We start from the raw sequence: 26060 nt of genomic DNA, 5'->3' as shown, positions 1-26060 counted from the left end.
CGATGCAACTGAAAAATGCTACGGCGATTATAACAGGCGGTGCTTCCGGGTTAGGGGAAGCTACCGCTCGTTTGTTTATGGAGCATGGTGCAAATGTTGTGGCACTTGATCTTAATGATGTTGCGGGTCAAAAGCTGGAAAGTCAATTTCCCGGCAATCTTAAATTCGTAAAAACCGACGTTTCCAGTGAAAACGAGGTGCAATTTGCTATAAACTTCGCATTAGAAACATTCGGCTCATTTCAGATTGTTGTCAATTGTGCGGGAATTGCCCCAGCCCGAAAAATTGTGGGGAAAACCGACGGAATATACGGCCCGCATTCATTGGAAGTTTTTGAAAAAACGATCCGCATCAATCTCATTGGAACATTCAATGTTATGCGTCTTACTGCTGTCGCAATGGAGAAGAGTGTTCCAAATGAAGAAGGTGAACGTGGCGTGATCATTAATACCGCATCAGTAGCAGCGTTTGACGGGCAAATGGGCCAGGTTGCTTACGCAGCAAGTAAAGGTGGGATTGTAAGTATGACATTACCTGTAGCCCGTGATTTAGCCAAATCAGGAATCCGTGTAATGGCGATTGCACCTGGCTTATTCGAAACACCGTTAATGCTGGGTTTACCCGAAGAAGCCCGAATTTCGTTAGGTCAGCAAATCCCTTTTCCTTCCCGTTTAGGCCGGCCTTCGGAATACGCAATGCTTGCGAAGTCAATTGTTGAAAATCCAATGCTAAACGGCGAAGTAATACGCCTTGACGGCGCCATTAGAATGAGCCCGAGATGATGAATGCAATGCTGCGATATCTGTTTTTAGTCATTCTTTCAACAGGAATAACCCTGTTTGAAGAAAATAACGACATCTCATCGTTCCGGATTGAACAAACCAGTTCAAATGAATTTGATTATAGTCGTCATATTGCTAGCATATTTGACGCTTATCCAGCCGTTGTTTCGTCGTTATCGATATTTAACAATAGCAAAAATTTACAATCAGCTTGGCTCAAACAGCTTTCTGGTCAATCTGGAGCACTCGCTCCGGAATTTTCACCAGACATAAATATTCATATAGCCCAGGTCACAGTTGTCCGCTTTCAACATCGCAAAAGCCGGACATTATCTTCTGAAAAGCCTTTCATTTCACTTTCCTAAGCAGCGTCTCTACTCTGCAATTCCGGCCAAATTCACATCCGGCCAAAATCTTCTTATAACTCTGCGCTCGTCCTCCTCTGGGATTGATACGCATTTAATGGAAATTGAAATGGATATCAAAAAGGTATGGCTATTCACAAAAAGGTGGCTTAGAAAGCTTATAATGGCATTTATGTTAGGCTTCGCCAACGTCATTAACCAGGAAACAAAGACAATAGATGATACTTCCTTTAAAACGGAACAGCCTGAAAAATGAAACAAGAGTGATGGTTAAACCATGCGTATGCCCATGTCAGTGTAGACTTTGAACTGCTCCTGCACGGCCGACTGATCAGTAATAATAACCGATAACCGTTCAGTCGGGCAAACGTAATGTGCTTCGGCTGTGCCTAACTTCTCAATTGTCGCCAATGCAATTACCTCTTTTGAGGTTTCAATCATTGTGCGCTTGACTTCACTTTCTTCATAATCCGGCCCCGTTACACCCAAATCTGCATGGATACTGCAAATGCCCAGCAGGCAAATATCAGGTCTGAATTTTTTCAAAAACTGAATAGTATCGCTGCCGATTGTGACAAAGGAGTTTTTTAATAAACGCCCTCCTGCAAACAATACCTCCACATACTCATGCTCTTCCAACAATGAGGCTATTGGAAAACTATTGGTGACGACGGTCAGTCGCAAATTCTTTGGCAAAAGCTGGGCAATCAACATGGCGGAAGTTCCACCGTCAAAGACAACGACCTGACCATCTCTCAGGAAATCCATGGCTTTTTTTGCAATCATTTGCTTTCTTTCCTGGTCATGCGAAACCCGATCTCTAAAATGATGTGGCCCTGGCGAGTGTGGTACCGCTCCCCCGCGAACAGATTTCAGCAAACCGTGATCCGCAAGCTCCCTAATATCTCGCCTGATTGTATCCTCAGACACCTTCAAGAGATTGCTGAGTCCTCCAAGATAAACTTTCTGCTCCTGCACTAATCTTTCAAGTATGATCTGAAAACGTTCTTCTTTTAACATAGCAATCCGCTTTCTTGCAAACTTAATAAATAGTTAAAGGCAAATATTGCAAAATATTGCAGTATTACACGTAGTTTTGAAGCAAAATGTTGCAAATATAAATTTCGAACAGAATGAATAGGAAGTCAGTTGCTGTCGACATGGACAATGTCATAGCTGATATCGAAACCAATTGGATTGCCAGCTACAATGCCGAGTTTGGCGCAAATGTTACCAGCGAAGATTTGATCGGGAAACCAGAAAATGATGCATTTCCGGACCCGATTGCGGCAAAAACCCTGATATATAAACCGGGATTTTTTCGTAACGCACCAGTTATTGAGGGTGCGCAGGAAGCGTTGCGGAAACTCCAGGAGCATTTTGACATTTACATTGTCTCCGCAGCTATGGAATTCCCAAACTCTCTGGCTGAAAAGTACGATTGGCTAGCGGAACATTTCCCTTTTATTCACTGGAAAAATATCGTTTTCTGCGGAGATAAAAGCGTTATCGCAACGGATTATCTAATTGACGATCACTTAAAAAACCTTGATTTTTGCAAAGGAATGCCCATTCTTTTTACAGCTGGACATAATGTTAACGTCAAGAAATATCGGAGAGTTAATAGCTGGAGTGAGGTATTGGAGTTGTTCGAAGGGGAGCTAGCTAATTCTTAGCGGATTCATTTAAGGAGATCGATAATTTTCTTGGTAACATTATCTATCACCTTGTCCCTAACCAATCCAGCTTTGCGAATAATAATCCCTTTGTCAGCGGTGAAGATTCTGGCTGGACGAATAAAGCTATCAATTGGCAACGACCCACTTTCAAAATCACTGGAAATTAAAGACACAGCTCGAAAATCTTTGCCACTCTGAGATGTTATTTGACATAATAAAATGTCATCTCCTTCTAAATCAGCTAAGACCAAAGCTGGCCGTTTCTTTGAACCTGATAGATCTGAGAATGGGAACGGGATAACAACAATTTCTCCTTTTATAAATTTTCCCACGCCTGATCTTCTTCTGAGGTGGACCAATCTTTGGAGAGTACCTGCTGGCTTGCATAGTGGATCATCGGCTTATTTAAAGCATGAGATCCTGCTAGCGTTTCGTTAATGGTAAATGCAATAACCTCTACTTGCTTTCCTACAAAAGATTTTGGCAGTTGAAGAGAAATATCCTGATTGTCTGGCACTAACAATGTCCTGATCATAGTATGTAAATTTAAACTCTGCAATAAAGATATGAGATATTTTCAAATCATAAGTTAAACCTTCTCCTTGGCCCGATCCTTCAATTGCAGCAATTCATCCCGCAAACGCGCGGCTTCTAAAAAGTCCAGCTCTCTTGCAGCGAATTCCATTTTTCGCTGGGTTTCAGCGATGAGTTTTTGCAGATCATTTTTACCCATATACTGAACAACCGGGTCGGCGGCAATTCTGATTTCGTCCGGTTCAACATATACTTTACGTATTTTGGAATCGGCGACGGATGTCTGTCCCATAATGGCTTCCCTGGATTTCAGAATTGTTTTTGGCGTAATCCCATTCTCAATATTGTATTCAATCTGAATGCTCCGGCGGCGGTTTGTTTCGTCGATCGCCAATTGCATGGAGCCTGTCATTACGTCAGCATACATAATCACTTTTCCGCGATCGTTACGGGCGGCGCGACCAATGGTCTGGATCATGGAGCGGGTATCTCTCAAAAATCCTTCCTTATCTGCATCCATAATCGCAACGAGCGAAACCTCAGGCAAATCCAACCCTTCTCTCAATAAATTAACTCCTACCAATACATCAAAAACTCCTAAACGCAATTCACGAAGAATTTCCACGCGGTCTAGTGTTTTTACTTCGGAGTGAATATATCGGCATTTTACCCCTACCCTATCCAGGTATTTGCTTAATTCTTCCGCCATCCTTTTTGTCAGGGTCGTGATCAGCACCCTGTCACCCATTTTAATGCGCTTATGAATCTCTTCCAGAAGGTCGTCGATCTGGTTCAAACTTGGCCTTACCTCGATCTCGGGATCCAGCAAACCAGTTGGACGGATAATTTGCTCTACGACAACACCTTCCGATTTACGCAATTCATAATCCGCAGGCGTCGCACTGACAAAAATGGTTTGCGGGGTCATATCTTCGAATTCCTGAAAAGTAAGCGGACGATTGTCCAATGCCGACGGCAACCGAAAACCATATTCAACCAATTGCTCTTTCCTGGAACGGTCCCCTCCCCACATGGCGCGGATCTGTGGCATGGTAACATGACTTTCATCGACTACCATTAAAAAATCGTCCGGGAAATAGTCCAGGAGGCAGAATGGGCGTTGCCCGGGCATGCGTCGGTCAAAGTAGCGGGAGTAGTTTTCAATGCCCGAACAGTAACCTAGCTCACGCATCATTTCCATGTCAAACTCCGTCCGTTCCTTTACCCTTTCCGCCTCCGCTAACCTTCCCTCCTTGGTGAAAAAGCTAATCTGCATGGCCAGGTCGTCCTGAATTTCCTTAATGGATTGCATGAGAACATCCCTGCCAGTCACAAATAGATTGGCTGGGAAAATGGCGATAGCACGATCAGAACTAATTTTTTTACCCGTTTCTGGTTCAATCCGCTGGATTTCTTCGATTTCATCACCGAAAAAGATAAAGCGATAGGCAAAATCTGCGTAACCCGGAAATACATCCACCGTATCGCCTTTTACTCTGAAAGTACCGCGGTTAAATTCCACTTCTGTCCTGCTATATAAAATTTCTACCAGCCTGAACAAAAATTGGTTTCGGCTGACGATGTCGCCCACCTTGGCACTTACAATGCTTTTTTTGTATTCGTTTGGGTTACCAGCGCCATAAATGCAAGAAACAGAAGCGACCACAATCACATCACGCCGTCCGCTCATCAGCGAAGAAACCGTATGCAGCCTAAGCTTTTCAATTTCCTGGTTGATCTGCAGGTCCTTCTCGATATAAGTATTGGTACTGGAAATAAATGCTTCCGGCTGGTAATAGTCGTAATAACTGATGAAATATTCTACAGCGTTGTTAGGAAAGAACTGCTTGAATTCACCATACAATTGCGCCGCCAAGGTTTTGTTGTGACTTAGTACAAGTGTCGGTTTTTTTACCTGGGCAACCACGTTGGCTACTGTGAAAGTTTTCCCTGAGCCCGTTACGCCAAGTAGCGTTTGAGCAGGTTCTCCGGCGTCAATTCCCTGAACAAGTTGGTCAATAGCTTCGGGCTGATCGCCTGTTGGTGAGTAAATGGAAGTGAGTTCGAAGTCCATAGAAAAGTATTAGCCATAACGGAGTTGCCCTAACGCAAACAACGCATTTCAAAGACATATTAGTTCTTCGAAATGCGTTATCTCAATTGTGATAGGCCTGTAAATGCCCTATCATTCATGCTTGTTGTCACAATATCGTTTCTGCATTCTCAACGGCCTTTTTCTCCTTCCAATGCTGCCAGTCGAGGCCCAGTAGTTTAGTCATGCTCCTGTCTACAAATGTGTGACGTACCAGGTTCATCCCGCCACGAACAGCGGTAAAAATAGAATTATTTGCCCTTAATGCCAGACTAAAACCGCCATCGATATACCGGATGTAATGCCACCAAAGTGATGGAATAAAAATTGTCTCGCCATGTAGAAGTGTAGTTTCGTGGCCTACTGCGCCTTTGAGTGCAGGAAAACGCTCATAGTCAGGTTTCAACGGATCGACCTTACTCATAACCGTAAACGGGTGATGATACAGTCTGCGGCTTTCCTCAGGAGAAAATAAAATGACCTGCTTTCGCGTATGAAATTGGGTCAGAAAAACGTTGGAGCAATCCATATCGTAATGTAAGCTGGTAATCGAGCCCTCACCTCCGAAGAATACAAATTTATACGATTTCAAAAATCCGTCCATGATGGTCGGAAAGCGGATATCGTCCGCCAATTCAGGGATTTTTTTAAAAATATCGAAAAGAAATATCCGAAGATCGGTAGGGCCATTTTCAATTAAGGTAAGGTAGTCTCCAAACTTCATGGTCTTTGCGATCTGAAAATACTTATCGGCGTCGTGGATGTGATTGTCGACAAGCGGTACATCCAGATTCCCATGATTTTCCCTGAGCCAATCAAAAGTCCATTTTTCAATCGCAGGCCAATCTTTTACGAGATCAGTAAAAACAACTGGCTTACTTGGTTTAAGGTAATTTTCAATAAATTCTTCACGGGTAAGGCCGCTTCGCTTCTCTATGGGCACTAATTTCATAATAGAAACAGAGTAAATAAGTAATTGACTATATTATTATATTGTCAAATTATATACGAACGAAGAAACACGGTATGCGTTTTCAACCCTCATATACGTCGTCAAATGTATTAACAAGATTTCAAAAATATAAATTTAAGAAAATATATAAGAATTAGCCTTTTTAACATATAGAGTTAATAGAATATAGGTTAAACCAGCGTGTTATGAAATACTTCACTTTTAAGCCACCGCCGGTTTTAGCCAGCTTCGTCAGATACTATTGGGCGCTGGAACATGACGTTTCAGCAGAATTGCCGTACGTGCACCGTACCATGGCTGATGGCTGCGCCGAAATGATATTCCATTATAAAGGGCGTTTTGATGAGGTGATTGAGGATGGTACGACCGAATTGTCTTTTACATCTGGCGTAAGCGGCCCTTCCCGGCGTTTCAGAAGATTCAGGATAGCCGAGGATTTCGGGATCTTTGGAGTATATCTTTACCCATTCGCAATACCTGCGCTTTTTGGTATCCCCTCCAGAGAAGTTAGTGATCAAATGCCTGATATTGTAAACATTTTCGGGAACCAGGGCGCCGAATTGGAAGAGAAAATAATGTTGGCGGCAGATAATGTAGCCCGGGTAGAGATTATATCAGGATTTCTGAAGGCCTGCCTTGTTCGCCAGCAACCGCATGAACCAGCGGTTTTTTCCGTTATCAATCGCATTATCAATGATAACGGATTAACTAATGTACCTGATCTCGCTGCGCAAAGTTTCCTCTCAACCCGCCAGTTCGAAAGAAAGTTTAAAGCATTTTCTGGTTTCAGCCCCAAATTGTTCACCAGGATTATCCGGTTTCACGCCGCATTGAACGCTTATGGTGATAATGGAAGGAGTCTCACCGAAATCGCTTATGATTGTGGTTATTATGACCAGTCCCATTTTATTCATGAGTTCAAAACCTTCTCAGGTCAGCATCCCAAAGAATACTTTTCAGGGAAATCTGAGAGTACCGGCTATCGGGACGTCTGATGTCGCATTTTTCCAATTATGAGCTTCAATGCTCATTTACATTTGCTTAAACTTTAAACAAAAAAATTATGAGCACTGTAAAAGTCCCGAATGGTCATCAAACAGTAATGCCTTACTTAATGCTTGATGGGGCCGAAAAATTTAAAGAGTTTACAATTAATGTCTTGGACGGCGAGATAACCTCCACGCATTATCAGGAGGATTACCCCGATAAGATTAAACATTCGGAAGTGAAAATCGGGGCCAGTACGATTATGTTTTGTGATAGCCGCCCGGAATGGTCCGCACATCCTGCAAACATGTTTTTATATGTAGAGAATGCTGACGATACCTATCAGAAAGCGTTAAAAGCCGGAGCGGAAAGTATGATGGAACCCGCCGATCAGGATTATGGCCGCAGTTGCGGTGTGACAGATCCCTGCGGCAATGTATGGTGGATCACCTCGGTGCTTTGATCGATTATGTCTTATTTATACTTTTATAAAAAGACATCAAAATCACGTTAGTCGAAGGCCATGATCAACTATAATAACAAAGTTTTTATTCCAGTCTCCAATTCAGAGAATGGGGAGGTTGATCTTGAAATGCAGTTTTTATATCATCAAGCCGGCAATGTAGTTACCTCGACCTATCATGGCGATAAGATCCTTTATGGGCATCTTATCGCCATTGTTGATGAAACGGGAAATTTGGATATGCGATATCATCAGATCAATATAAAAGGTGAAATCATGACGGGTATTTGCAAATCGACCGCAGAAGTTTTGCCTACCGGAAAACTCCGGCTTCATGAGAAATGGAATTGGACTTCGGGCGATTTGTCAGAAGGAGAATCGCTTTTGGAAGAAAAATAATATCCCAAAGTAAAACCCAACTTTTTATGAGACCTATATTCAACATCACCCTGCCCCTGCTGTTTTCGCTGGTGACAATATTAACGTTTGCCCAGACCTCCAATATCGTTTCAGGATCTACCAAATTCAGCGTAAAATTTGTCATGGGTACTTGTGAGGGTACTTTCGACGCGCCGAGAGGGGCTGCTAATTTTGATGAAAAGAATATTTCCGCAGCTTCTTTTGACATTAAAATATCTGCAGCCAGCTTCAATACCAACAGCAATGCCCGCGACAAGGACCTTAAAAGTGAGAAGTACTTTTATGTGGAAAAGTATCCGGACATTCATTTCAAATCTTCCAAAGTTGAAGAGAATAGCGATGGATTCCAGGCCATTGGGACGCTTACCATGCGCGATGTTACCAAAACGGTCACACTGCCTTTTCAAGCAAAAAAGAATGCCGACGGTACCTATCAATTGTCCAGCACTTTCGATGTCAACCGGCTCGATTATAAGATCGGGGAGAAGAATTGGAAGATGAAAGACATTGTGACAGTCAAGATGCAAGCCATTGCAAAATAACTTCAGGGCATTTCTCTCTTAAAGTGAGCTCTGAATTCCTGCAATCACTTCTCCAAAATTCCCTTCAGATTGCTTAACCCATCCTGGAAATCCTTACCGACGGATTTTTCTATACCCATGAAGGGAAGCATGACGTTCATGGGTATAGGCATAGAGCCGGTGAAGCCCCATTTGACTTTTGTTGAATTCGAATCAATGGGTTCAGCGATCATATACGCATTACTTTTACTTTCAAACGGTTCAATAAATCTTAATTCAGTGTCGATGCGGCTCCCTTCTTCGATTTTTGTGATCTCCTGCTCTCCTTTACCTACATCGTCGTTCCCATCCCACATGGATGTAAAGCCGACTGTTCCATCAGTACCGGTGAAATTTTTTTTAATATTTGGATCCTTGCTGTACCATACACTCCAGTTATCTTGATTTTTCAGTGATTTCAGGTAGTTAAAAACCTGCTCTTTGGGCCTATTGATTGTTACTTCTTTCTCGACAGCATAATCTTTCGGCATAATCAAAGCGGCGATCAGGACCAGCGCAACCAGCCCGAGAACAATGTAGAGTACCTTTTTCATAGAGGGATTGTTTATAGGGTTATAACTAAACTTGTACTTGACTTCATCAATATCTTCTATGGTCTGAATATTGACCATTCCGGATTTTTCCAGAACCCGTATGGATGCCGCATTATTCACATTTACATAAGCAATGATGCTTTGTGTCTGTAAAGCTGTTTTAATAAATTTGATAAGTCCTGTTGCAATTTCTGTTGCTACCCCCTTACCCCATTGCTCTTCCAATATCCGATAACCTATTTCAATTTCAGTACCGACTTTATCTAATTTTGCAGCGCCAATCAGTTCTCCCGATTCAATATCTTCAACCAGATAACGGCCCAGGTAACTATTACTCTTATTCTCTTCTAAAAATGCTTTGAGCATTTCATCGGACTCCTGCCGGTTGAGCGAATAGCCTGTAACATACTTCATTACATTGTCATTATTGCTCAATCTGAAATATTTGTCACCATCCCCTTCGGTCATTTTTGTAAGAATGAACCGCTCAGTCTTTATCGTTTTAATGTCCACGGAACAAATTTTGCGGGGCAAATATCATTCACGAAAAGTTGATGATTTTTCTGGAAAAAACCAGGAAAGCCTTCATTTTTCTTTGTTAAATTCTAAAGTGATTTGATACAAAAAAAGAGCACGAACGCTGGGTCCGTGCTCCTTATCATAGGTCTTCTGAATTATTTCTTCTTAGCACCAGCCAAACTTGGCTCTTTCGATATCACGATCAAATCTGCCAACATGCGACCAGTTTCGGTGAGATATATGTCTTTTTTCTTTTTAACATCCTTTGGAGCTTCCGCGACTTTGGAGTCTACTTCGTCCTCATCGTCACCATCCGTGTTATCTTCTCCCAGCTGCTTCATTGCCGCCCTTTTCTTTTCCGCGTCATCGCGTTCTATTTTGCGTTTTGATTCCTGAAGTGATACAACTTTGTTTTCACGGGCTTCTTTAAATTCATCCAACGTTTTCACCAATGTCTTCAATTCTTCATCAGACTTCAGCCGTTGTGTGTACTTTTCCCGAAGCTGGTCCACGATTTTAGGATTGATATTGTTCGCTAATTCATATTTGGAAGATGGGATCTGGTCCCAGGGAAGCGCGCTTGGCTGAGAACCTTCTCCATATTCATTTACTTTAAAGGCAGTCGGCAATTCCAAGTCAGGCATTACACCCTTAAGCTGGGTGCTGCTGCCATTGATCCGATAGAATTTAGCAACTGTCAATTTTACCTGACCAAGCTGATCTGTCTCCTTTGGAACCCACTGGTTCAGGTCAATCAGAGTCTGAACGGTCCCTTTACCATAAGTTTGTTCTCCAACAATAATTCCGCGTTTGTAATCCTGAATGGCAGCTGCAAAGATTTCAGAAGCAGATGCGCTGAATCTGTTTACCATTACTGCCATCGGTCCGTCATATGCAATGGCTGGGTCATTGTCCGATTGCACTTCAATTTCCCCCTGTCCTTCTTTAACCTGAACCACTGGGCCACGGTTGATAAACAAGCCAGTTAATGAAACAGCTTCTGTCAATGATCCACCACCATTGTTTCTCAAATCGATTACAATACCATCTACATTTGCGGTCTGTAACTCAGTAATCAACTTTTGAACGTCGCGTGTCGTGCTCGAAAATTCCTTTTCTTTATGTTGCGCACCTTCAAAATCCCGGTAAAAAAGTGGAATATCAATTACACCAATTTTAAAATCCTTATTGGCAGAATTAATTGATACAATTTCACTTTTCGCACGTTGCTCCTCCAATTTGATCTTTTCACGAACTAAACGGTACTCTTTTGGAGGTGTACCTGAAAGCGCATCAGCAGAAATTACCTGCAATCTCACTACTGTTGATTTTGGCCCTTTGATAAGCTTAACCGCATCGTCAACAAACCAACCAATGATATCAACCATTTTTCCTTCATCACCCTGGGCAACAGCTATGATCTTGTCTTCCTTTTTAAGTTGTTTTCCTTTAAATGCAGGCCCGCCTGGTATCACATCTTTTATCATGATGTAATTGTTTTCTTCACCCAGCAACGCTCCAATTCCTTCCAGAGACTGGCTCATTTCTTGTTTGAAACGGTCAGCCGATGTAGGTGCCATGTAACTTGTATGAGGATCCATAGATTCAGCATACGCATTCATATACATTTGAAAAACCTGCTCCGTACGAATACGTCCCAATGCCCGGTCACGGTTTTTGTAACGGTCTCTCAACATTGATACGACGGCGGTATCGGCTTTCCCCGAAAGTTTAAGATCCAGCGCCTCGCTCTTAAGATATTTGCGCCAGGTATCATTTAACTCATCGGTACTCTTTGCCCAGGTTGCTTTCTCGCGATCAGTGTTCATCGACTCGTCCGCAGCATAGTCAAATGGCTTTGCTTCCTTTAAAAGCGTTTGAATGTAATCGCTTCTTTCCTTGTATCGCCTTCTAAAAACATTATAAATCTCAAAAGGGACATCCAATTCTCTCTTTTGAAGATAATCATCAAATGAATTTTTGTACTTCCCGAATTCAGCAATATCAGCAGCAAGGTAATAAAGCTTGCCATGATCAATGGACTCAATGTATTTATCAAAAATCGCCTCTGAAAGCGAGTCATTCAATTTTGTCTTCCGGTAATGATAGCTTGATAATATACGTGTAGTCAGCTCCTCAGCCTTGTATTGAGCGGGAATTGGCTTGATATCATCTTCCATCGAGGTTTCAACAGCAGGCGTGACATCCACTTTCTGCTGTTCGGGGCCGCGCTGCCATCCAAGCAAAACAACCGGTATAAGAGTGATTAAGTACTTTTTCATTGTTGAACGTTTGCTATTTAACAATTTCTAATAATTCAACCTCAAATACCAAAGCCGAATATGCCGGTATCTGAGGGCCTGCCGCCTGCTCGCCGTAAGCCAGTTGGTAAGGAATAAATAACTTCCATTTAGAACCAACGGGCATGAGTTGAAGCGCCTCCGTCCATCCTTTAATGACGCCATTAACCGGAAATTCGACTGATTCTCCTCGATCTACCGAACTGTCAAAAACCGTTCCATTAATTAATGTACCGTGATAATGAGTCTTAACCTTATCAGTGGCAGTCGGTTTCGCACCTTCGCCGGTTTTTAGCACCTGGTATTGTAAGCCGCTTTCAGTTGTCGTAACACCCGTTTTCTTTTTATTATCTTCCAAAAACTTCTCTCCTTCTATTCTCACTATTGCTCCTTTTTCTGATGATATTTTTTGAAAATACGCTGATATAAATTCGTGGGCCGCCTGTGGGGTAAAAGTCGTTTTATCTCCCTTCAGCGTTGCATTGATCGTTTTATTGAGTATCTCAGTATTAATGTCTGTGATTCCCTGCGACGTTAATGAGCTCGAAAAACTTACTCCAATGGCGGCTGATAAAGAATCTAGCTGATTTTTAAGTACGGTTGTCGACGAAACTGCTTTTACGGGAGTAGCGGGTTTCTTTTTAACGGTGGCAGCTGGTTTAGCTGGTTTTTTGATAGTTTGTGCGTTGCCTTCTGATGTGAATAAAACTCCGATTACTAAGGCTGCTAAAATGGTTTTTTCTAATTTGTACATTCTACTGATGGATGGTCGATTTACGATAAATTTTAAAAGTGTAAGTTTTCTTAACGAATTCAATTACAACAAAAACACAATTAGTACCTAAAAAAGTTTTAAAAATGTTCGTAATCGGGGATAAATGGTAAACCCGCACTCATGGGGTAGTTTTCATGTAATACCTTGGAAAAATCTAATTTTTCGCTCGGGTTTTTAATCAAACAAATGCTGTTTTTACTAAAATAAACCGCTACCTTTGCGGCAGTTTTCAAAAACTTACTACTATATTTTATTTAAGTTAACTATACTATGGTATCTGTTAGACCGGATGAAGTTTCGGCCATCCTGCGCGAACAACTTGCAGGCGCTCGATCAGAAGCAGAACTCGAAGAAGTAGGCACAGTTCTTCAGATTGGTGACGGTGTCGCCCGTATTTATGGCCTTTCCCAGGTGCAGGCGGGTGAGCTGCTTGTTTTCGAAACAGGCCTTAAAGCCCTTGCTCTTAACCTCGAGGAAGACAATGTTGGAGCCGTTTTGCTCGGCGATTTCAGCGATATTAAAGAAGGTGCGACCGTGAAGCGCACAAAAGAAATTGCCTCTGTAAAAGTGGGCGATGGAATTATCGGCCGGGTTGTCAATACATTGGCAGAACCAATCGACGGAAACGGACCTATTTCCGGCACCTTATATGAAATGCCAATCGAGCGTAAAGCTCCTGGTGTCATCTACCGTCAACCTGTAACAGAGCCTCTTCAAACCGGAATCAAAGCAATCGACGCGATGATCCCAATCGGGCGCGGACAGCGTGAACTGATCATTGGTGACCGTCAGACTGGAAAGACAGCGGTTGCAATCGATACGATTATCAATCAAAGGGAATACTTCGAAAAAGGAGAGCCCGTATATTGTATTTATGTTGCTTGCGGCCAGAAGGCTTCTACTATTAAATCGATTGAAGCGACGCTTCGCAAATATGGCGCAATGGATTATACTGTAATCGTTGCAGCTGGTGCTTCGGACCCCTCGCCTATGCAATTCTATGCTCCTTTTACAGGTGCTGCAATTGGTGAATATTTTAGGGATACCGGCCGTCCTGCATTGGTTATATATGATGACCTTTCAAAGCAGGCGGTGTCTTATCGCGAAGTTTCCCTTCTTCTTCGTCGCCCTCCGGGACGCGAGGCTTATCCGGGAGACGTTTTTTATCTGCATAGTCGTCTTTTGGAACGTGCCGCAAAAATCATTGCGGATGATTCAATTGCGAGAAATATGAATGACCTTCCTCCTTCGCTGCAGGGAATCGTAAAAGGTGGTGGTTCATTAACAGCCCTTCCAATTATAGAAACACAAGCTGGCGACGTTTCAGCTTATATCCCTACCAACGTAATTTCAATTACCGACGGTCAGATCTTCCTTGAATCCAATCTTTTCAACTCCGGTATCCGTCCTGCGATCAATGTGGGTATTTCGGTGTCACGCGTTGGTGGTAACGCTCAGATTAAGTCCATGAAGAAAGTATCAGGAACTTTGAAATTGGATCAGGCGCAATTCCGTGAATTGGAAGCTTTTGCCAAATTCGGATCAGACCTTGATGCAGCTACAAAGCTTGCGATTGACAGGGGACGCCGTAACCAGGAAGTTTTGAAACAACCTCAGTATGCACCTGTTCCGGTTGAACAGCAGGTTGCAACGGTTTATGCTTCTACCAAAGGTTTATTGGACAAGGTGGACGTCACAAAAGTGAAGGAGTTTGAGAAAGATTTCCTTACTGTTCTGGGCGGTCAATATAAAGAGACGCTTGTTGCTTTGCGTGCAGGAAAATTGGACAACAGTGTGACAGATGTAATCGAGAAGGTTGCAAGAGAAATAGCAGCGAAGTATCACTGAGATTACGGGTCAAAATAAACTTTTGCTTTGACCCTTAGATATATCAATCAATTAGCGTCGGATCGCTTTAAACTTCCAAATAATGGCAAGCTTAAAAGAAGTACGTAGCCGGATTGTTTCGGTTAACAGCACCCAGCAAATAACAAAAGCCATGAAAATGGTGGCGGCTGCTAAATTGCGACGGGCGCAAGATGGTATCACCCAATTACGTCCTTATGCGCAAAAGTTGGGAGAAATGCTTTCTACAGTATCAGCAGCAGCCGAAAGTGCTGTTGATAGTCCTTTAAAAACTGTTCGCGCTGTAAATAAAGTTTTGATTATAGTAGTTACCTCTGACCGTGGATTGTGCGGCGCCTTCAATACAAATATCATTAAGGCCACCTTACAGCTTATCGAGCAGAAGTATGCATTTCAGGCGCGCAATGGCAATGTTGAAATTTTTGCTATTGGAAAAAAGGGTGCTGAGGCATTTTCTCGCCGTGGTTTTGTCGTACATACTGGATACACGGACATTTTCACCAGGCTAAGTTTTGTCTCTGTCAAACAGGCCGCAGAAGAGATCATGAAAGATTTCTCGGATGGACGTTATGATGCCGTCGATCTGGTTTACAATGAATTCAAAAACGTTGCTACGCAGATCATCCACGCTGACCAATATTTGCCTATCCCGACTGATTATAAAGTTGGCAAGACCAAAAAGTTAGAAGTTAACTACATTTTTGAACCAAGTGAAGTAGAAATTCTTGCTGAGTTGATTCCAAAATCGCTAAAAATAAAGCTGTACCGTTCGGTTTTAGAGTCAAATGCTTCTGAACAAGGCGCTCGTATGACCGCAATGGAAAAAGCAACTGAAAACGCCCAGGAACTTCTGAAAGAGCTCCGATTGATTTACAACCGCACCCGTCAGGCGGCTATCACGAAAGAAATTCTCGAAATTGTCGGCGGAGCAGAAGCTTTGAAAAACTAAAATTTGAAAATACAAATCAGATCAAGCGAGCGGGTTTCAATAATCCGCTCGCTTTTTTGTTGCTATATTTGTAAAATCTAGCTGCATTCTAGGTAAGAATCAGCCAATTTCTAAGAACAGAGCACTATGGTAAATTTAATTGAGAGAATTACCCTTGAACCTGACTTATGCAATGGCAAGCCAACAATCAGGGGGAAACGGATTACGGTACAAACCATTTTGGAACATTTAGCGGCCGGAGACAGCAGGGACACTATACTATATGAATTTCCATCACTAGAACAACAGGATATAGACGCTTGCTTAAATTTTGCTGCCCAAATGGCTGGAAGAAATTTTATAAGTTATCCAGTGGCCGCGTAAAATGCCCAAGTATCTCATTGATGTGAATCTGCCTTACCATTGTTCCTTATGGAATTCGGATCAATTTATTCATCAAAAAGATCTAAATGATGAATGGCTCGATTCCCAAATCTGGAACTACGCACTGATAAACAATCTAACAATACTTACCAGAGATTCGGATTTTTCAATCCGTATCAGCACAAGCTCCCCTCCTCCACGCGTAGTCCATTTTCAGTTAGGAAATATTAAAGCGGCAGACCTTTTCAAATTACTTTATAAAAATTGGGCACGATCGCCGAATTAAGTAATCACTACAAATTGGTAACTGTTCTTTCGGATCAACTAGTGGTCATCAATTAATAAAAAACGATAAATCATTTAGATATGTACATCAAGTTGTTCAACAAAACTTTGCTCTTATTTTTCCTGACTGGTATGCTTCATACGCTTTCAGCCCAAACTCTTGATGAAATCATTGCAAAGCACATTCAGGCAATGGGAGGCGCAGACAAACTCTCAAAATTGAAAAGCCTGAAAATTACGGCTGAAATGGATGTGATGAAAATGAAAGTACCTATTACTACTACCATCATCCAGGATCAAGGATTCAGAAGCGAAACGACGGTGCAGGGAATGACGGTCGTACAGGCAATCAATGGAAATACCGGCTGGGCCATTAATCCAATGACCGGACAGACCAAAGCAACTGCCTTGCCGGAAGAAGCCGTAAAATCGATGACAGCTGAAACGGATCTTACTGGACTATACAACTACAAGGAAAAAGGTTATGTCCTGACTCTTGAAGGAGAGGAAGACCTGGCAGGGGCCAAAGTATATAAGGTTTCAATGACATTGAAAAATGGGATCAAAAGGATTAATTACATCTCCAAAGACACATTTTACATTCTCAAAATCATCGTTCACGCCACCATGAATGGCCAGGATATCAAATCGGAAAATTTGCAATCTAATTTTAAACAGGTCGACGGAGTTACTTACCCGTTCACATCCGAGGTGACTACGTCGGCAATGCCAGGAACAACGATGACACTAGTGATCACCACGCTTGAAGTCAATCCTAAAATAGACCCTAATATTTTTACAATGCCGACGAATTAAGGCTTTTGCCTTTGAGAAAAAATCCTGGTCAATAAAAACCAGGATTTTTTTATGCTCCGGAAACTATTATCAATTATTACATGTATATACATTAAATGTAATAACATATATAAAACATAAATTGAAATGGCTACTTCAAAATGGGTAATTGACCCAACGCATTCAGAAATCCAGTTTAAAGTAAAACACCTGGTAATTTCCACAGTAACAGGTGCATTCAAAGCTTTCGAAGGTAATGTTGAAACTGAAACCGAAGATTTTGACGGTGCTACCGTAGAATTTTCAGCAGATGTAAATAGTATTGATACTAATCAGGTGCAGCGTGATGAGCATTTGAAATCAGCAGATTTCTTTGACGCAGCTAACCATCCTAAATTTTCATACACAGGTAAACTGAGTAAAAAAGGTGATGATAGCTATACTTTGAACGGGGAATTGACTATAAAGAGCGCAACAAAACCTTTCGGCTTTGCAGTTGAATATGGTGGAAATATGACCGATTTCTATGGTAATAATAAGTCTGGTTTCGAAATTTCTGGAAAAATAAACCGGAAAGAATTCGGCCTTGAATGGAGCGCGGTGACAGAGGCGGGCGGTGTGGTAGTTGGTGACGAGGTGAGACTGATCGCCAATGTTCAGATTGTGAAGCAATAACAAGCAAATATCTTTTCTTGAAAGCGCGATACAGATGTATTGCGCTTTTTTTGTTTCCTGATTGCCGATTCACCAACTGCTCCTTCAAACGCGGGGAATCTCTCCAATTATTTCCCACAGATAAGGGCAAAACGATTTTGCATCGTCATTAAGTTATTATTTTTGGCCAAAAAAGACTTTAACATTGATCATTGAAACACGCGCCTATGCACGGGCAGGATTGTTAGGCAACCCATCTGACGGCTTCTTTGGAAAAACAATTGCAATTTCCGTCAGGAATTTTGGTGCTTCCGTTTCTCTTTACGAATCTCCCGAGTTACACATTGAGGCACAGCCTCAGGATGTTAGTACATTTAGAAGCATTTTCCATTTGCGCGATTCGGTTACCATGCTAGGCTATAATGGAGGGATTCCACTGATTAAGGCCGGGATAAAAAAATTTGGGGATTTTTGTGAGGAAAATGGCATTCGTTTGCCAAACAGGAATTTTACGGTTCGCTATCGATCCTCCATTCCAAGGCAAGTTGGAATGTCGGGTTCCAGCGCGATCGTTGTTGCATTGTTCCGCGCGTTGATCCAATTTTATAAGGTTGAAATCCCCATTGAGATACTTCCTCAACTGGTGATGGTAACCGAAACGGAGGAGCTGGGAATCACTGCGGGCTTGCAGGACCGGGTGATCCAATGCTATGAAGGTTGTGTTTACATGGATTTTGATAAAGATATGATCCAGGAAAAAGGCCATGGTAAATATGAGCGCCTTAATCCGGAGCTGCTGCCAAAATTGTATGTGGCCTATAATACAAATTTGAGTAAGGTTTCGGGAAAGGTGCACAGCGATGTGAGAACGCGTTTCGACCGTGGTGAAGAACTAGTGATTGATGTGCTCAGTCAAATTGCTCAAAAAGCGGAGCATGGCCGACAGGCTTTGCTCGAAGGAAGGTCGGACGATCTGCACCAATTAATGAATGAAAATTTCGATCTCCGCTGTAAAATTTACAATGTACCCGAATCCAATAAAAAACTGGTTAACGCGGCAAGAGCATGCGGAGCATCTGCCAAGTTCGCAGGTTCTGGCGGTACTATCATCGGAATTTATCGGGACGACGATATGCTGAACCAGCTATTTGTCGAACTGAAAAAATACAACGCAAGGGTAATTAAGCCGTTTGTGGTTTGAGGAGTTATGAGCTATTAGCGGTTAGCTTTTAGCTTTTAGCTTTTTTGACATAAAATTATTTCTAATTAATCGTTAAAACAAAGCTAACAGCTAATAGCTAAAAGCTAAAAGCCAAAGGCTCAGCCAACTATGATTCGCAAAGCCGTAATTCCTGCTGCCGGACTGGGAACCCGTTTTTTACCAGCGACCAAATCGATGCCCAAAGAAATGCTTCCAATTATTGACACTCCTACCATTCAATATGTGGTCCAGGAAGCGGTCGACTCGGGTATTGAAGATATTCTCATCATTTCAGGGAAGGGTAAGCGCGCCATTGAAGACCATTTTGACCGCAACGTGGAACTGGAAAGTCGCCTGGAAGAAAAGGAAGACTTAATGTGGTTTAATGAAATGCGGCGGCTGGCGGATATGGCCAATGTACATTTTGTCCGGCAAAAAGAAGCGAATGGATTGGGTGACGCAATTTACTATGCCCGTCACCATGTTGGTAATGAACCATTTGCAGTTTTGCTTGGGGATACAATTATGGATTCAGTGATTCCTGTCACACAACAATTGATGGACACTTATGAGCAGTTTGGCGGCTCGGTAATTGCAGTAGAAGAAGTTCCAGCTAATAAGGTAAACCGATATGGGATCGTAGGCGGAAAAACATTAAGTGATACCATTCTCGAACTGACCACATTAATTGAAAAACCGGCCATCGATCTGGCCCCGTCCAATCTGGCCATTGCCGGACGATACATTCTTACCCCGGAAATTTTCAATACCATTGAGCAAACGCCAAAAGGGAAAAACAATGAGATCCAGCTTACCGACTCACTGTTACTACTTTTAAAACGCGAGAATATTTACGCCCACCATATTGAAGGTAAACGCCACGACATTGGAGATAAGCTCGATTATCTGAAAACCACCGTCGAATTTGCCCTTAAAAGGAAAGAATTTGCTGAGCCATTCAGACAATTCCTGATCGATATTTTGAATAAATAGTATGAAAAATCAGGTCTTGATCAGCGGCGCTACGGGTAATCTGGGAAAGGATGTAGTTAAGAAACTCAATGAGCTTGGTTATGGCATGCATATCAATGTTCGTGAAAGCAAAAGCGCTGCTTATTCGGATGTCGAAAATGTGACAAGTTATGTTGCGGATCTAGCTGACGCGAACCAATCAAATGAATTTGTCAAAAAGGCAATTGAGAATGCCGGTTCCATTGGTGCCGGCATTTTTTTAGCAGGTGGTTTTGCCCCCGGAAAGCTGGCAGATACCAGTAATAGTGACATTGAAAAAATGATAACCAAGAATTTTTTCACCGCCTTTAATCTGGTAAAACCATTAAAAGCACATTTCGAAGCACAAGGTGGCGGGCAATTTATATTTATCGGCGCGAGACCAGCATTGATTGCGGAGCAGGGCGCAGGAAGTTTTGCCTATGCACTTTCCAAATCCCTGATATTCCAATTGGCTGAAATGATCAATGCGGAGGGTAAGTCTAAAAATATCACAGCTTATGTGATTGTACCCAGCATTATCGACACTCCCGATAACCGAGAGGCTATGCCTGACGCGGATTTTTCAAAATGGATCCCCGGCTCCGATATGGCTGAGGGTATTGCGTTTGTGTTAAGTGACACTGGCAAAAAAATGCGGCAAACGGTCATTAAACTTTACAACAACGCCTGATTAGTCTTCCTAGGTTTTTCATCGCCAGTATTTTGTTGAGATAAAAATAAAGACACCTTCCAAACTTTTTAATGATATTTCAAAGACTCTCAATCTTTACTATCCTTACCCTGGTATTAATCTGGTCGGTAGCGGGTCAGACTTTGTATGTTTCGCCAAAGGGTAGTGATTCGAATCCGGGCACATTACAATTGCCTTTGAAAACGCCGGAAATGGCCTGTGTGAAAGCTGCCGGAGCAGCGCAAGCTATCTCGAAGATCATTCTGAGAGAAGGTATCTATTATCTCAAAAACCCGCTAATCATCACTTCAAAAGGGTTTGGAAATAAGCAAATTGACTTACAATCTTATGCGAATGAGAAGGTTACGCTGAGCGCTGGCCGAAAATTGGATTTGGCTTGGGAAACTCATAAAGACAATATCCTGAAAGCCAAAATAGACGGGCCAGCTTTCGAAATGCTTTTTATAAATGGCAAACAACAGCCTATCGCCCGCTATCCCAATTATGACTCCACCGCAAGGGTTTTCAATGGTACAGCCGAAGATGCGATCAGTCCAGCCCGGATTTCACATTGGAAAAACCCGGCCGGAGGCTATGTCCATGCATTGCATCAAGGCGAATGGGGAAGCTTTCATTATAAAATCAAAGGAGTGAAAAACGGAGAATTGGAATTGGAAGGCGGCTGGCAAAACAACCGACCATCACCTTTACATCCAAAACAAAGGTTTGTTGAGAATATTTTTGAAGAACTGGATGCTCCCGGAGAATGGTTTTACGACAAAGCATCCCATACCCTCTATTTCTATCCACCAAAAGGATTGGATCCGAAGTCTGCCAATGTAGAAGTTTCGAACCTCAAACATATCATTGAATTAAGAGGGACATACGAAAATCCACTGCGGAATGTAACCATCAAAAACATCAAATTCGAGCACACCGAGCGCTCGATCATGGAACATTACGAACCGTTGCTGCGAAGTGACTGGATGATTTACCGCGGCGGCGCGGTGGTGATGGAAAATACGGAAAACTGCGTTATTACCGATTCTGAATTTACCAATCTCGGCGGAAATGCGGTTATGATTACGGGTCGAAATGTTAAGTCGGGCGTCAGCGGTTCGCATATTTACAACATTGGGTCCAGCGCCATCTGTTTTGTCGGGGATAGTTCAGCTATTCGGTCCGCTGCTTTCGGTTATGAAAATTTTGTCCCGTATGCTAAAATGGACAAAACGCCCGGGCCTAAGAACAATCACTATCCGTCCCAATGCTTCGCCGAGGATAATCTGATTCATGATATTGGAAAAACTGAAAAGCAATGCACAGGTGTACAGATAGAGATGGCCTCCGAAATCCAAGTTAACCATAACACCATATATAAGGTACCTCGCGCTGGAATCAACATTGGCGATGGGGCCTGGGGAGGGCATTTCATTGAAAATAATGATGTTTTTGAAACAGTGATGGAAACGGGGGATCACGGGGCATTTAATTCCTGGGGACGTGACCGCTTCTGGCATCCAAACCGGAAAACGATGGACAGTCTGGCGGCAGCACATCCGGAATTAATCTTGCTGGATGCGCAGAAAACGGTGATTATCCGCAACAATCGTTTCAAATGTGACCATGGATGGGACGTTGATCTGGACGATGGCAGCAGCAATTACCACATCTACAATAACGTTTTGCTCAGCGGCGGGCTTAAATTCCGCGAAGGCTTTTATCGGATCGCCGAAAACAATATCATGATCAATAACTCCTTTCACCCGCATGTTTGGTTCAAAAATAGCGGTGATGTGTTCACAAAAAATATCGTTATGCGACCTTACTTTCCAATTCTGGTAAAAGATTGGGGAAAAGAAGTGGATTACAATCTGTTTGCCAGTGCAGCGGATTTAAAAGGTGCGCAGGCAGCCAAAACCGACATTCATAGCAAATTCGGCGATGCTCAATTTATCGACGGAAAGCACGGGAACTACCAGGTCAAAAATTCCAGCACTGCAATTATCCTGGGTTTCAAAAATTTTCCGATGAATGATTTCGGTACCAGAAAGGACAACTTGAAAAAACTCGCTCAGAAAGTATCTTTCCCTTTGCTCTTGAATGCTGATTTGGAAAAAACAGTAAAGGAAATGACCTGGCTCGGGATTAAAATCCGTAATGTGCAGGGCCTCGGCGACCGCTCGGCTTTTGGGCTGTCCGACGAAAAAGGGGTTATCGTGGTGGATGTACCCGCTTCAAGTATTCTTATAAAAAGCGGCTTGCAATCCAATGATGTTATTATCTCAGCAAATAAGGAAATGACAGAAAACGTCGTACGGTTGGAAGCAATCCGTCAGCAAGTGAACTGGACAGGGCAAATGGACGTGGAGGTATTAAGAAACCAGCAAACCGTGAAATTGAAGCTGAACCTGAAATAGGCTAAAATATATTCTGGGTATCCAATTGGGTAATCTTCACCTGAGAAATAGTGCTGCGCTGTTTTTTGAGCACTGTAAATTCGTAATGTTTGGTTTTGAGTTTTTCCCCTACTGCCGGTATTTTGCCAAATTTCCATATCAGGTAGCCAGCCAATGTTTCGTACTCACCCTCTTTGTAGATATCATGCGGAAGCTTGTCGTTGATATCAGTGATTGAAGCCGAACCCTGCACCGTGTAGGTATTATCGCTTTCATTCTTGACAATGGGTATCTCATTGTCATACTCATCCTGAATTTCACCCACAAGCTCTTCCAGAATATCTTCCATCGTCACAATGCCTTCTACGCCTCCATATTCATCGATAATTACCGCCATTTGTTGACGTTTTAACTGAAAGTCACGAAGTAAAGCACCAATTGGCTTCGATTCGTGAACGGTAGATATTTCTCTGATCAATTCCTTCAACACGATCTCCTTACCCTGACGCATTTTTAAAAGCAGGTCTTTCAAATGCAACACGCCAATGATCTGGTCCAATGTATCCTCGTAAACGGGGATTCTTGAATAGCCTTCTTCAATGATTTTTTCAAGCTTAGCTTCGTTAAAATCATTGATATCAACACCAACCACCTGCGGCCGGGGTATCATAATCTGTCTGGCTATTCTTTCCGAAAAGTTGAATGCATTTTTAATCAGGTCATAATCAGCCGCTTCGATCATGCCACTATCCTTCTGCTGCTGGACCAGGTAACGCAATTCATCGCTGCTATGGACTTCGCTGCCATGGGACGGCGAAATCCCCACTCCTTTTAAAATGAAATTGGCGATGCCATTCAGTATCCAAACGATTGGCCTGAAAACTAGGAAAAACCCGTGCAAAGGATAGGATAAGAATAATGTAGTGGCCTCGGGCCGCTGGATCGCGATTGATTTGGGCGCCAGTTCACCGAAAACGATGTGTAAAACAGTAATGATAGCAAAAGCAGCAGGTAATGCGATCTGGTGGGCAAGTTCCGGTTCAAGAGAGATACCTACCAGCTCCATACCCCCTATCAATACTTTGGATACAACTGGCTCACCGATCCAGCCCAATCCGAGACTAGCCAATGTAATTCCAAACTGCGTTGCGGCAAGGTAACCGTCCAGATTAGCCACTATTTGCTTAGACAAAATCGCCATCTTATTGCCTTCCTGTGCTTTTTGTTCAAGCTGAGAAGCCCTGATTTTCACGATTGCGAATTCAGCGGCAACAAAAAACCCATTCAGCAATACGAGCACTAATGTTATTAAAACCTGGATAGCCATTTATCGGGGGCAAGGTGATTTCTGGAAAGCGTTATGAAGATGAATGTTAACCAAAAATTGTACCATTGAGAAATGGGAAACAGTTATTCCCAGTTCGCATATTTCTGCTTTTTCCGAAATTTTACGGGCGAATCGCCATACCATTTTTTAAAAGAATGAATAAACGACGCAGGCTCTGAATAGCCAAGTATATAGGAAATCCCAGAGATAGAATACGGCTCATGCCACATTAAAAATTGGCAGATTTGCTTTTTCATTTCGTCCACTATCTCCCTGAATGCCCGGTTTTCCTTGGCTAACCTTCTCTGCAATGTCCTTGGCGTCATATGCAGCGAATCTGCAATAGCCTGAATATCCGGCAACTTGGGATCGGACATGCAAAGCATTGTTAATTTCACTTTGTCCGCAAAGCCGCTTCCACCGTTCAACTGCTCTACCATTTTGAGATATTCCGGAATCAGGATATCCAGATGAAGTTGCTGAGTGTCTTTCAAATTTGCTTTGAGAATGGAGGGAGAAAAGGAGACTGTAAAATTTGAATCCATATACCAGCCAGCCGGATAACCGGAATGGTGGTAAGGTGTCCCAAGTTCCACGATGAGCGAATCAACCGTCATCATTTTCAATTCTTTTGAAATAACCGTCAGGCAATTTTCAAGAATAATACGATTACAATCATCTTCTGAATTGTTAATTGTGAATCGAACAATCGCGCGCTCAATTGAGATATTACTCTCTATTGTGATAATAGGTATGGTTGTATTGAGATAGGAACCGAGATAATGAAAGGCTTCTTCCACGGTCGTTACCTGCATGGAGATTTGATAGATCAACCCCAGCAATTTTAGTGAAATAAACTGTCCGCAACGAATGCCCAAAAATTCGTCTCGCGTTTCATGTATGAGCATTTTTAATGCTTTGTAAAAATCTTCTTCGCTTAATGCTGCATTTTCCTTGGTCCACCCCACCGGCAGGCCTGCCAGGGTAATGGCTAGTCTCTCCGGAGCTAAACCCCTTACTTGGGTATAGTCAATAAAGTGCTGAAGATGTTGGGCCAGAATTTTCATTTTGTCGCAAAATATCAATTTAATGGCAAGATGCGAATTTAATTTTGTCAGGTAATCAAAACAACATAACTATGTTAACATTAAAAAATGTCCTGATCATTAATGCCCTTACATCGGGCGCAACCGGATTATTGCTTGCGATTTTCCCATCCTACATTGCTGAACTCTTCGGTTCTTCTCAAAACATTGCATTCATTGCAGTGGGTCTCTTTCTTGCGGTTTTTGCTGTGATTGTGTTTTCTCAAAGCCGGAGAAATCCATTGAGCAAAAGCTGGATCAAATTCATTATTGCGCTCGATATTCTTTGGGTACTTGAAAGCGTGATGATCATTGCCACACAAATGTTTGGCTTGACTTCATTGGGTTATCTTTTGATTGGAGCTGTTGCATTTTGGGTTGCATTAATGGCCTTTCTTCAAATTAGGGGTTTGAAAGAATTTAGTCTGATAAGATGAATAAGGCAGGCA

Annotated in this window: 28 protein-coding genes; 18 read left to right on the top strand and 10 right to left on the bottom strand. The window is 42.5% G+C overall.

What is annotated here, in order from left to right; translation table 11 throughout:
* Positions 1 to 2 precede the first annotated feature (2 nt).
* Complete coding sequence (locus tag FHS68_RS03860) at positions 3 to 782, top strand: 3-hydroxyacyl-CoA dehydrogenase (RefSeq protein ID WP_167267371.1); 780 nt, start codon at positions 3 to 5, stop codon at positions 780 to 782.
* Entirely contained in the window at positions 779 to 1147 is a 369-nt protein-coding gene (locus FHS68_RS03855; protein WP_167267368.1) for a hypothetical protein, read from the top strand. The genes FHS68_RS03860 and FHS68_RS03855 overlap by 4 nt, the downstream gene beginning before the upstream one ends.
* A 270-nt stretch (positions 1148 to 1417) precedes the next feature.
* On the opposite strand, the gene FHS68_RS03850 is transcribed toward FHS68_RS03855, so the two are convergent.
* Positions 1418 to 2167, bottom strand: coding sequence for a DeoR/GlpR family DNA-binding transcription regulator (locus tag FHS68_RS03850; protein WP_167267366.1), 750 nt, complete (start codon positions 2165 to 2167; stop codon positions 1418 to 1420).
* A gap of 113 nt (positions 2168 to 2280) precedes the next feature.
* Between FHS68_RS03850 and FHS68_RS03845 the strand changes: the two genes are divergently transcribed.
* Positions 2281 to 2823, top strand: coding sequence for a 5' nucleotidase, NT5C type (locus tag FHS68_RS03845; RefSeq protein ID WP_167267364.1), 543 nt, complete (start codon positions 2281 to 2283; stop codon positions 2821 to 2823).
* 5 nt (positions 2824 to 2828) lie between these two features.
* Here FHS68_RS03845 and FHS68_RS03840 read toward each other — a convergent pair whose 3' ends face one another.
* From FHS68_RS03840 to FHS68_RS03825, 4 genes are all read right to left on the bottom strand, one after another.
* Positions 2829 to 3158, bottom strand: coding sequence for a type II toxin-antitoxin system PemK/MazF family toxin (locus tag FHS68_RS03840; protein ID WP_167267362.1), 330 nt, complete (start codon positions 3156 to 3158; stop codon positions 2829 to 2831).
* On the bottom strand, positions 3143 to 3361 hold the full coding sequence (locus FHS68_RS03835; RefSeq protein WP_167267360.1) for a hypothetical protein: 219 nt from the start codon (positions 3359 to 3361) through the stop codon (positions 3143 to 3145). The genes FHS68_RS03840 and FHS68_RS03835 overlap by 16 nt, the downstream gene beginning before the upstream one ends.
* A gap of 54 nt (positions 3362 to 3415) precedes the next feature.
* Positions 3416 to 5434: an excinuclease ABC subunit UvrB gene (uvrB, locus tag FHS68_RS03830; protein ID WP_167267358.1), complete on the bottom strand. Its 2019-nt coding sequence runs from the start codon at positions 5432 to 5434 to the stop codon at positions 3416 to 3418.
* Positions 5435 to 5561: 127 nt separating this feature from the next.
* Positions 5562 to 6404, bottom strand: a complete 843-nt coding sequence (locus FHS68_RS03825; RefSeq protein WP_167267356.1) for a cupin-like domain-containing protein — start codon at positions 6402 to 6404, stop codon at positions 5562 to 5564.
* A gap of 206 nt (positions 6405 to 6610) precedes the next feature.
* On the opposite strand from FHS68_RS03825, the gene FHS68_RS03820 reads away from it, so the two are divergent.
* The 4 genes from FHS68_RS03820 to FHS68_RS03805 all read left to right on the top strand — a co-directional run bounded on the left by FHS68_RS03820 (position 6611) and on the right by FHS68_RS03805 (position 8837).
* Positions 6611 to 7420 carry a helix-turn-helix domain-containing protein gene (locus FHS68_RS03820; protein WP_167267354.1) on the top strand — a complete coding sequence of 270 codons (810 nt, stop codon included), beginning with the start codon at positions 6611 to 6613 and terminating at the stop codon, positions 7418 to 7420.
* A gap of 68 nt (positions 7421 to 7488) precedes the next feature.
* The gene (locus tag FHS68_RS03815) at positions 7489 to 7875 is read left to right on the top strand and encodes a VOC family protein (RefSeq protein ID WP_167267352.1); all 387 of its coding nucleotides are present in this window, start codon (positions 7489 to 7491) and stop codon (positions 7873 to 7875) included.
* A gap of 60 nt (positions 7876 to 7935) precedes the next feature.
* Entirely contained in the window at positions 7936 to 8274 is a 339-nt protein-coding gene (locus tag FHS68_RS03810) for an avidin-fold protein (protein ID WP_167267350.1), read from the top strand.
* Between the two features lie 26 nt (positions 8275 to 8300).
* Positions 8301 to 8837 (top strand): YceI family protein, encoded by a 537-nt coding sequence (locus FHS68_RS03805; RefSeq protein ID WP_167267348.1) that lies wholly within the window; start codon positions 8301 to 8303, stop codon positions 8835 to 8837.
* A 44-nt stretch (positions 8838 to 8881) separates the two neighbouring features.
* On the opposite strand, the gene FHS68_RS03800 is transcribed toward FHS68_RS03805, so the two are convergent.
* From FHS68_RS03800 to bamJ, 3 genes are all read right to left on the bottom strand, one after another.
* Complete coding sequence (locus FHS68_RS03800; RefSeq protein ID WP_167267346.1) at positions 8882 to 9922, bottom strand: GNAT family N-acetyltransferase; 1041 nt, start codon at positions 9920 to 9922, stop codon at positions 8882 to 8884.
* Between the two features lie 161 nt (positions 9923 to 10083).
* A complete protein-coding gene (locus FHS68_RS03795; RefSeq protein ID WP_167267344.1) occupies positions 10084 to 12210 on the bottom strand; it encodes a carboxy terminal-processing peptidase in 2127 nt (708 codons plus the stop codon).
* Between the two features lie 13 nt (positions 12211 to 12223).
* Positions 12224 to 12982: a BamJ family beta-barrel-assembly machinery protein gene (bamJ, locus tag FHS68_RS03790; protein WP_167267342.1), complete on the bottom strand. Its 759-nt coding sequence runs from the start codon at positions 12980 to 12982 to the stop codon at positions 12224 to 12226.
* A gap of 291 nt (positions 12983 to 13273) precedes the next feature.
* Between bamJ and atpA the strand changes: the two genes are divergently transcribed.
* The 10 genes from atpA to FHS68_RS03740 all read left to right on the top strand — a co-directional run bounded on the left by atpA (position 13274) and on the right by FHS68_RS03740 (position 23220).
* Positions 13274 to 14851 carry a F0F1 ATP synthase subunit alpha gene (gene atpA, locus FHS68_RS03785; RefSeq protein ID WP_167267341.1) on the top strand — a complete coding sequence of 526 codons (1578 nt, stop codon included), beginning with the start codon at positions 13274 to 13276 and terminating at the stop codon, positions 14849 to 14851.
* 82 nt (positions 14852 to 14933) lie between these two features.
* Positions 14934 to 15818: an ATP synthase F1 subunit gamma gene (atpG, locus tag FHS68_RS03780; protein WP_167267339.1), complete on the top strand. Its 885-nt coding sequence runs from the start codon at positions 14934 to 14936 to the stop codon at positions 15816 to 15818.
* A 126-nt stretch (positions 15819 to 15944) separates the two neighbouring features.
* Positions 15945 to 16181 (top strand): DUF433 domain-containing protein, encoded by a 237-nt coding sequence (locus tag FHS68_RS03775; protein ID WP_167267337.1) that lies wholly within the window; start codon positions 15945 to 15947, stop codon positions 16179 to 16181.
* A gap of 1 nt (position 16182) precedes the next feature.
* A complete protein-coding gene (locus FHS68_RS03770) occupies positions 16183 to 16467 on the top strand; it encodes a DUF5615 family PIN-like protein (protein ID WP_167267335.1) in 285 nt (94 codons plus the stop codon).
* Positions 16468 to 16547: 80 nt separating this feature from the next.
* Entirely contained in the window at positions 16548 to 17282 is a 735-nt protein-coding gene (locus FHS68_RS03765) for an outer membrane lipoprotein-sorting protein (protein WP_167267333.1), read from the top strand.
* Between the two features lie 126 nt (positions 17283 to 17408).
* Entirely contained in the window at positions 17409 to 17936 is a 528-nt protein-coding gene (locus tag FHS68_RS03760) for a YceI family protein (protein WP_167267331.1), read from the top strand.
* A gap of 184 nt (positions 17937 to 18120) precedes the next feature.
* Positions 18121 to 19116 carry a mevalonate kinase family protein gene (locus tag FHS68_RS03755; protein WP_167267329.1) on the top strand — a complete coding sequence of 332 codons (996 nt, stop codon included), beginning with the start codon at positions 18121 to 18123 and terminating at the stop codon, positions 19114 to 19116.
* A gap of 129 nt (positions 19117 to 19245) precedes the next feature.
* On the top strand, positions 19246 to 20109 hold the full coding sequence (galU, locus tag FHS68_RS03750; RefSeq protein WP_167267327.1) for a UTP--glucose-1-phosphate uridylyltransferase GalU: 864 nt from the start codon (positions 19246 to 19248) through the stop codon (positions 20107 to 20109).
* A 1-nt stretch (position 20110) separates the two neighbouring features.
* Positions 20111 to 20800 carry an SDR family NAD(P)-dependent oxidoreductase gene (locus FHS68_RS03745; protein ID WP_167267325.1) on the top strand — a complete coding sequence of 230 codons (690 nt, stop codon included), beginning with the start codon at positions 20111 to 20113 and terminating at the stop codon, positions 20798 to 20800.
* Between the two features lie 71 nt (positions 20801 to 20871).
* Complete coding sequence (locus FHS68_RS03740) at positions 20872 to 23220, top strand: PDZ domain-containing protein (protein WP_167267323.1); 2349 nt, start codon at positions 20872 to 20874, stop codon at positions 23218 to 23220.
* Position 23221: 1 nt separating this feature from the next.
* Here FHS68_RS03740 and FHS68_RS03735 read toward each other — a convergent pair whose 3' ends face one another.
* Both FHS68_RS03735 and FHS68_RS03730 read right to left on the bottom strand, forming a co-directional pair.
* The gene (locus FHS68_RS03735; protein WP_167267321.1) at positions 23222 to 24526 is read right to left on the bottom strand and encodes a hemolysin family protein; all 1305 of its coding nucleotides are present in this window, start codon (positions 24524 to 24526) and stop codon (positions 23222 to 23224) included.
* Between the two features lie 83 nt (positions 24527 to 24609).
* The gene (locus FHS68_RS03730; protein WP_167267319.1) at positions 24610 to 25593 is read right to left on the bottom strand and encodes an AraC family transcriptional regulator; all 984 of its coding nucleotides are present in this window, start codon (positions 25591 to 25593) and stop codon (positions 24610 to 24612) included.
* 71 nt (positions 25594 to 25664) lie between these two features.
* Here FHS68_RS03730 and FHS68_RS03725 point away from each other — a divergent pair, with 71 nt between their 5' ends.
* Entirely contained in the window at positions 25665 to 26048 is a 384-nt protein-coding gene (locus tag FHS68_RS03725) for a hypothetical protein (RefSeq protein ID WP_167267317.1), read from the top strand.
* Positions 26049 to 26060: the final 12 nt, after the last annotated feature.

It is taken from the genome of Dyadobacter arcticus, assembly GCF_011762185.1.
Taxonomy (GTDB): Bacteria; Bacteroidota; Bacteroidia; order Cytophagales; family Spirosomataceae; genus Dyadobacter; species Dyadobacter arcticus.
This window is presented reverse-complemented; position numbering and strand designations above follow the sequence as displayed.

Excerpts from the sequence above, each read along its gene's own strand:
- FHS68_RS03860 (WP_167267371.1), top strand. The coding sequence starts at position 3 with ATGCAACTGAAAAATGCTACGGCGATTATAACAGGCGGTGCTTCCGGG.
- FHS68_RS03855 (WP_167267368.1), top strand. The coding sequence starts at position 779 with ATGATGAATGCAATGCTGCGATATCTGTTTTTAGTCATTCTTTCAACA.
- FHS68_RS03850 (WP_167267366.1), bottom strand. The coding sequence starts at position 2,167 with ATGTTAAAAGAAGAACGTTTTCAGATCATACTTGAAAGATTAGTGCAG.
- FHS68_RS03845 (WP_167267364.1), top strand. The coding sequence starts at position 2,281 with ATGAATAGGAAGTCAGTTGCTGTCGACATGGACAATGTCATAGCTGAT.
- FHS68_RS03835 (WP_167267360.1), bottom strand. The coding sequence starts at position 3,361 with ATGATCAGGACATTGTTAGTGCCAGACAATCAGGATATTTCTCTTCAA.
- uvrB (WP_167267358.1), bottom strand. The coding sequence starts at position 5,434 with ATGGACTTCGAACTCACTTCCATTTACTCACCAACAGGCGATCAGCCC.
- FHS68_RS03825 (WP_167267356.1), bottom strand. The coding sequence starts at position 6,404 with ATGAAATTAGTGCCCATAGAGAAGCGAAGCGGCCTTACCCGTGAAGAA.
- FHS68_RS03820 (WP_167267354.1), top strand. The coding sequence starts at position 6,611 with ATGAAATACTTCACTTTTAAGCCACCGCCGGTTTTAGCCAGCTTCGTC.
- FHS68_RS03815 (WP_167267352.1), top strand. The coding sequence starts at position 7,489 with ATGAGCACTGTAAAAGTCCCGAATGGTCATCAAACAGTAATGCCTTAC.
- FHS68_RS03810 (WP_167267350.1), top strand. The coding sequence starts at position 7,936 with ATGATCAACTATAATAACAAAGTTTTTATTCCAGTCTCCAATTCAGAG.
- FHS68_RS03805 (WP_167267348.1), top strand. The coding sequence starts at position 8,301 with ATGAGACCTATATTCAACATCACCCTGCCCCTGCTGTTTTCGCTGGTG.
- FHS68_RS03795 (WP_167267344.1), bottom strand. The coding sequence starts at position 12,210 with ATGAAAAAGTACTTAATCACTCTTATACCGGTTGTTTTGCTTGGATGG.
- bamJ (WP_167267342.1), bottom strand. The coding sequence starts at position 12,982 with ATGTACAAATTAGAAAAAACCATTTTAGCAGCCTTAGTAATCGGAGTT.
- atpA (WP_167267341.1), top strand. The coding sequence starts at position 13,274 with ATGGTATCTGTTAGACCGGATGAAGTTTCGGCCATCCTGCGCGAACAA.
- atpG (WP_167267339.1), top strand. The coding sequence starts at position 14,934 with ATGGCAAGCTTAAAAGAAGTACGTAGCCGGATTGTTTCGGTTAACAGC.
- FHS68_RS03775 (WP_167267337.1), top strand. The coding sequence starts at position 15,945 with ATGGTAAATTTAATTGAGAGAATTACCCTTGAACCTGACTTATGCAAT.
- FHS68_RS03770 (WP_167267335.1), top strand. The coding sequence starts at position 16,183 with ATGCCCAAGTATCTCATTGATGTGAATCTGCCTTACCATTGTTCCTTA.
- FHS68_RS03765 (WP_167267333.1), top strand. The coding sequence starts at position 16,548 with ATGTACATCAAGTTGTTCAACAAAACTTTGCTCTTATTTTTCCTGACT.
- FHS68_RS03760 (WP_167267331.1), top strand. The coding sequence starts at position 17,409 with ATGGCTACTTCAAAATGGGTAATTGACCCAACGCATTCAGAAATCCAG.
- galU (WP_167267327.1), top strand. The coding sequence starts at position 19,246 with ATGATTCGCAAAGCCGTAATTCCTGCTGCCGGACTGGGAACCCGTTTT.
- FHS68_RS03745 (WP_167267325.1), top strand. The coding sequence starts at position 20,111 with ATGAAAAATCAGGTCTTGATCAGCGGCGCTACGGGTAATCTGGGAAAG.
- FHS68_RS03740 (WP_167267323.1), top strand. The coding sequence starts at position 20,872 with ATGATATTTCAAAGACTCTCAATCTTTACTATCCTTACCCTGGTATTA.
- FHS68_RS03735 (WP_167267321.1), bottom strand. The coding sequence starts at position 24,526 with ATGGCTATCCAGGTTTTAATAACATTAGTGCTCGTATTGCTGAATGGG.
- FHS68_RS03730 (WP_167267319.1), bottom strand. The coding sequence starts at position 25,593 with ATGAAAATTCTGGCCCAACATCTTCAGCACTTTATTGACTATACCCAA.
- FHS68_RS03725 (WP_167267317.1), top strand. The coding sequence starts at position 25,665 with ATGTTAACATTAAAAAATGTCCTGATCATTAATGCCCTTACATCGGGC.